This window comes from Sphingomonas sp. CCH9-E2 (genome assembly GCF_001557215.1).
GTDB lineage: Bacteria > Pseudomonadota > Alphaproteobacteria > Sphingomonadales > Sphingomonadaceae > Sphingomonas.
Map to the genome: position 1 here is coordinate 1 of NZ_LSJM01000177.1, position 5,745 is coordinate 5,745.

The window sequence follows — 5,745 nt, forward strand, 5'->3', positions numbered from 1 at the left end:
CGTCTGCACGGAACAGGAAGATGCCACCATTCCACACATGGTCGCCGCTCGCGACCATCGCCTCTGCCACGGCACGCTCGGGCTTTTCCACGAAGCGCGCGACGCGGTGGATGCCCTCCCCGATCGCCTCACCGACGCGGATATAGCCATAGCCGGTTTCGGGATGATCGGGGCTGATCCCAAACGTCGCCATCCAGCCGTCCCGCACGGCCGGCAGCGCGGCCTCGATCGCCGCGTGAAACGCCGGGATATCCGCGATGACATGGTCCGACGGCATCACCAGCAGCGGCGCGCTGCCATCGACCGCCAGCGCGGCCAGCGCAATGGCCGGCGCGGTGTTACGGCCCATCGGCTCCAGGATCATCGCGCGGATCGCGTCTGCTCCGCCCAATTGCTGCTCGATCATGTCGGCGTGCAGCGCATTGGCGACCACGATCGGCGCGCCGAACCCCGCCTCGGCCGGTGCACGCTGCGCGGTCAGCTGCAGCATCGTCTCGTCAGCAGTCAGCGCCAGCATCTGCTTGGGCCGTTCGGGGCGCGACATCGGCCATAACCGGGTGCCCGAACCGCCCGACAGGATCACCGGGACGATCGCTTCATGCTCGCTCATGTATTGCCCTTCAAAGCCCCCGCCGCGTGACACCCATAGGCGGCACCGGCTGCACTCCCAAACACTTATCTGGGCCGCAGTTTCCGCCATTCAGCATTTCTTCGTCAATTTCGCCGACATGGGGGCCAGTGTCGGATTTGTTTACACTCGCGCTTTAGGGTTGGGCCATCATGATCCGCCTGTTCAAACACTATATCCCGAACGCCGTGCTGCTGCTGGCGCTGTTCGACATCGTGCTGCTGTTCGCGGCGGCCGAGTTCGGCTGGATCTATCGCGCGCACCAGATCGGAATGGATGTCGAACCGATCGTCACGCGCATCCCCCAGATGCTCAGCTTCGTCGCCAGCCTCGAACTCGCGATGATCGCGGTCGGCGTCTATGGCGCGGATTCGCTGCAATCGAACCGCGTTGCCACCGCGCGCCTGCTCGTCGCGATCTCGCTCGGCACCATCTTCCTGGCGGTGATCTTCTTCCTCGTTCCAGCGCTCACCTTCTGGCGTTCGAACCTGCTCTACGCGATGCTCGCGTCGTTCGTGGCGCTGTTCGCGCTGCGCATCCTGCTCGGCAAGACGCTGGGCAGTCAGGTGTTCAAGCGCCGCGTCGTCGTGCTCGGCGCCGGCCCGCGCGCCGAGCGGCTGAAGGTCCTGTCCAAGAAGCCCGGGTCGGGCTTCGTCGTGGTCGGCTATGTGTCGATGAGCGAGGCGAACCGCGTCATTCCCGAAGCGATCGCGCGCGACGCGATCTACAACCTCGCCGACCATGTCGTGCTGCTCAACGCGAGCGAAGTGGTGCTGGCGCTCGAAGAACGCCGCAACGCGCTCCCGCTCAAGGATCTGCTGCGGATCAAGACCACCGGCGTCCATGTCAACGAGATTTCGACCTTTCTCGAGCGCGAGACCGGCCGCGTCGACCTGCAGTCGGTCAACCCCAGCTGGCTGATCTTCTCCGACGGCTTCTCCTCCGGTCGTATGCTGTCGAGCATGTTCAAGCGGCTGTTCGACATCGCCGCCAGCCTGATCCTGCTCGCGCTTACGCTACCGCTGATCGCGCTCGGCGCGCTCGCGGTAAAGCTGGAGAGCAAGGGTCCCGCCTTCTATCGCCAGCGCCGCGTCGGCCTCTACGGTCAGGGCTTCGACATCATCAAGCTGCGCTCGATGCGCCAGGATGCCGAGGTCGCCGGCAAGGCCGTCTGGGCCGAAAAGGACGATCCGCGCATCACCCGCGTCGGCCGCTTCATCCGCAAGGTGCGGATCGACGAGCTGCCGCAATGCTGGAGCGTGCTGAAGGGCGAGATGAGCTTTGTCGGCCCGCGCCCGGAACGCCCGCAATTCGTCGAGGATCTGGAACAGCAGCTGCCCTATTATGCCGAGCGCCACATGGTGAAGCCCGGCATTACTGGCTGGGCGCAGATCAACTATCCCTATGGCGCGTCGATCGAGGATAGCCGGCAGAAGCTGGAATATGACCTTTATTACGCCAAGAACTACTCGCCCTTCCTCGACCTGCTGATCCTGCTCCAGACGTTGCGCGTCGTCCTGTTCCCGGACGGAGCGCGGTAACGCGATGCTCGCGACGCTGATCCTCTGGGGCCATGCGCTCGCCGCCCTGCTGTTCGGCGCGATCGGCCTGTGGGCGCTGCGCAGCGGCGAGGCGACGATGCCGCGCATCCCGCTTTCTGCGGCGCTGACCGTCACCGCGCTGTGGGCGCTCGCAGTAGCCGGGATCGGTGAAAGCGACCTCGTGACGCAGATCGCGGGCGCAGCGCGCAACCTCGCCTGGTTCGGCTTCATGGTCGCGCTCTATCGCGGCGGAGCGATCGAGCGGCCGCCCGCCGCGATCGGCACCGTGTTCGGGGTCGTCGCGGTCGTCATCCTGATGGCGGCGACACTCGACATCTTCACCAGCGCCGCCGGCGATCTGCCACGCCCGATGCTCGACGCGTCGCTGTTGCTCAAGATGCTAGCGACCGTCGCCGCACTGTTGCTGATTCAGGGGCTGCACAGCGCGCTCGCGCCGCGTCAGAGTCATGCGGTGCGCCCGGTGATCCTCGCGCTCGGGGCGATGTGGCTGGTCGACATCAACCTGCTCGCCGTCGCCTGGCTGGTCGAGCGCTGGCCGCTTCAGCTGATCGCGGTGCGCGGCTTTGCCATGGCGTTGATCGCGATGGCCATCGCCGCCGGGCTGCAACAGCGCGGCGACCGGCCGGTTCAGATGTCGCGCACCGTCATCTATCAGGCGCTGACCCTGATCGCGATCGGCGTCTATGTCGCGCTGCTCGCCGCCGCCACCAGCGCGCTCGCCGCGATCGGCGGGCCGGACGCACGTCTGCTCCAGACCGCCTTCGTCTTCGGGTCCACCGCCGCGATCCTCACGCTGGTTTCCAGCTCGTGGCTGCGCGCCTGGATCAAGGTGAAGCTCGCCAAGCATTTCTTCCGCCACCGCTACGACTATCGCGCCGAATGGATGCGCTTCACCGAGACGCTGGGCGAGCCCGATGGCACGGCGACGCTGGACGAACGCATCGTCAAGGCGCTCGCCGACCTGACCGACTCCCCCGCGGGCGTGCTGCTGCTGCCACAGGGTGACAGCTTCACCGTCGGTGCCGGCTGGAACATCGCGCGCGCCGACCTGCCCACGGCCTATGGCGAAAGCTGGCAGCGCGACCGCGTCGATCCCGCACTGGTGGTCGAACTCGACACCGGCGCAGGCGCCGATGCGGTGCCGCCATCGATCCGTGCCTGGGACCAGGCCTGGGTGGTCGTGCCACTGCCGCACCAGCAAAAGCTCGCCGGCGCGATCGTGCTTGCCCGCCCGCCGGTCCCCCGTGCGCTCGACTGGGAGGATTTCGACCTGCTCAAGGCCGCAGGGCGCCAAGTCGCAAGCCATATCGCCGAAGAACGCGCGCAGGAGGCACTGGCCGAGGCCGAGCGCTTCGACGAATTCAACCGCCGCTTCGCCTTCATCATGCACGACATCAAGAATCTGGTGAGCCAGCTGACCCTGGTCGCGCGCAATGCCGAGCGTCACGCCGACAATCCCGAATTCCGCGCCGACATGGTCGCGACGCTGCAGAATTCGGCGGGCCGCATGAACGACCTGCTCGCGCGCCTGTCCCAGCATCACCGCGCCCGCAACGAACCGCCGGTCGCCATGCCACTCGCGCCCGTGCTCCGCCGCATCGCGCGCAGCCGCGAGAAGACCCATCCGGTCGAGGTGGTGAGCAAGGGCGACCCGATCGCGATCGCCGATCCCGCCCGCCTCGAAACCCTGCTTGGCCATCTCGTCCAGAATGCCATCGACGCCAGCGAGCCGGAAGCGCGCGTCACCCTCGCCATTGTCGAGCTGGGCGATGCGGTCGCGATCGACGTGATCGACCGCGGCTGCGGCATGTCGCCCGCGTTCATCCGGGAAAAGCTGTTCCGCCCGTTCGTCTCGTCCAAATCCGGCGGCTTCGGCATCGGCGCGTTCGAGGCGCGCAAGCTGGCCGAGGAAATGGGCGGACGGCTCGACGTCTCCAGTGCGGAGGGGCGTGGCAGCCGCTTCCGCGTCACCCTGCGCGCCGCGCGCGCCGATGCCAACGCCCTTGGAAACGCCGCATGACCGACAAGCCCGCCCCGCTCCCCAAATTGCTGATCGTGGAGGATGATCCCGGCCTGCAGCGCCAGCTGCGCTGGGCCTATGAGGGCTATCAGATCCTGCCTGCCAGCGACCGTGAGAGCGCCATCGCGCTGCTCCGCGCCGAGGAGCCGGCAGTGGTCACGCTCGACCTCGGCCTGCCGCCCGATCCCGATGGCACCAGCGAGGGGTTCGCGGTGCTCGAAGCCATTCTGGCGCTCAAGCCCGATACCAAGGTGATCGTCGCCTCCGGCCATGGCGCGCATGAATCGATGCTGCGCGCCATCGCGATGGGGGCGTGGGACTTCTACCAGAAGCCGATCGACATCGACGCGCTCGGCCTGATCGTCGCGCGTGCCTTCCACGTCCATGCGCTCGAAGCCGAAAACCGCCGCCTCGCCGCGCGCGCCGAGAGCGGCAATGCGCTCGGCGGCATCATCACCGGCGCGCCCGAGATGCTCAAGGTCACCCGCACGATCGAGCGCGTCGCCCCCGCCGATGTCTCGGTCATGCTGCTCGGTGCGAGCGGCACCGGCAAGGAACTGCTCGCGCGCGGCCTGCACGAAGCGAGCGGACGCAAGGGCGCGTTCGTCGCGATCAACTGCGCCGCAATCCCCGAAACCCTGCTCGAATCCGAACTGTTCGGCCATGAGAAGGGCGCGTTCACCGGCGCGGTCAAGACGACCGAGGGCAAGATCGAACAGGCGCAGGGCGGCACATTGTTCCTCGACGAGATCGGCGACGTGCCGCTCCCGCTCCAGGTCAAACTGCTCCGCTTTCTGCAGGAGCGCGTGATCGAGCGGATCGGCGGGCGCAAGCCGATCCCCGTCGACACCCGCGTCGTGTGCGCGACGCATCAGGACATCGACGCGATGGTCGCGGCGAACAGCTTCCGCGAAGATCTTTACTACCGCCTCGCCGAGATTGTCGTGCGCATCCCCAGCCTGGCCGAACGACCGGGCGATGCCGGCCTGCTCGCGCGCCATTTGCTCCACAAGCACGCCAGCGCGATGAAGCTGCCCGCCAAGAGCTTCGCCCCCGACGCGATCGACGCGATCGACGCGTGGCACTGGCCGGGCAATGTCCGTGAGCTCGAGAATCGCGTGAAGCGCGCGACAATCATGGCCGATGGCAAGCTCGTCACCGCCGCCGATCTCGACCTCGCGCCCGCGGAAGACCCCGAGCCGATCAATCTCAAGGCGATCCGCGAGGCCGCCGACCGCCGCGCCATCGCCAACGCACTGGCGCGGGCGGAGGGCAATATCTCCGGCACCGCGCGTCTGCTCGGGATCAGCCGCCCCACCCTCTATGACCTGATGAAGGCCTATGACCTCCAGCCCTGAACCCCGCCGCCGTCGTCGCCGCTCGGGCGAAGCACGCGCCCGGCGCGGCGTCACGCTGCGCCGCCTGGTCGTGTTCGGCCTGTGCCTCGGCGCCTTCGCGGTCGCGCTCTTCGCCTTCAAATCGGTCATCACCGACCGCCCCGACCCCGCCGCCGCGCGCGCGGCGCTGGCGCGCAG

Annotated in this window: 5 protein-coding genes; 4 read left to right on the forward strand and 1 reads right to left on the reverse strand. The window is 67.5% G+C overall.

Features of this window, described 5'->3' with window-relative positions:
- A partial coding sequence (locus tag AX681_RS08970) for a sugar phosphate nucleotidyltransferase (protein ID WP_156456064.1) occupies positions 1-610 on the reverse strand: 610 nt, incomplete at its 3' end.
- Positions 611-780: 170 nt separating this feature from the next.
- Between AX681_RS08970 and AX681_RS08975 the strand changes: the two genes are divergently transcribed.
- The 4 genes from AX681_RS08975 to AX681_RS08990 form a co-directional block, all read left to right on the forward strand.
- Positions 781-2,169: a TIGR03013 family XrtA/PEP-CTERM system glycosyltransferase gene (locus AX681_RS08975; protein WP_066660757.1), complete on the forward strand. Its 1,389-nt coding sequence runs from the start codon at positions 781-783 to the stop codon at positions 2,167-2,169.
- 4 nt (positions 2,170-2,173) lie between these two features.
- Positions 2,174-4,210: an XrtA/PEP-CTERM system histidine kinase PrsK gene (gene prsK, locus AX681_RS08980; protein WP_066660754.1), complete on the forward strand. Its 2,037-nt coding sequence runs from the start codon at positions 2,174-2,176 to the stop codon at positions 4,208-4,210.
- Positions 4,207-5,568 carry a PEP-CTERM-box response regulator transcription factor gene (gene prsR, locus AX681_RS08985; RefSeq protein WP_066660750.1) on the forward strand — a complete coding sequence of 454 codons (1,362 nt, stop codon included), beginning with the start codon at positions 4,207-4,209 and terminating at the stop codon, positions 5,566-5,568. Before prsK ends, prsR begins: the two co-directional genes overlap by 4 nt.
- Positions 5,552-5,745, forward strand: a 194-nt coding sequence (locus AX681_RS08990) for a hypothetical protein (protein WP_156456065.1), incomplete at its 3' end; no start/stop codon positions are given. The genes prsR and AX681_RS08990, both read left to right, overlap by 17 nt.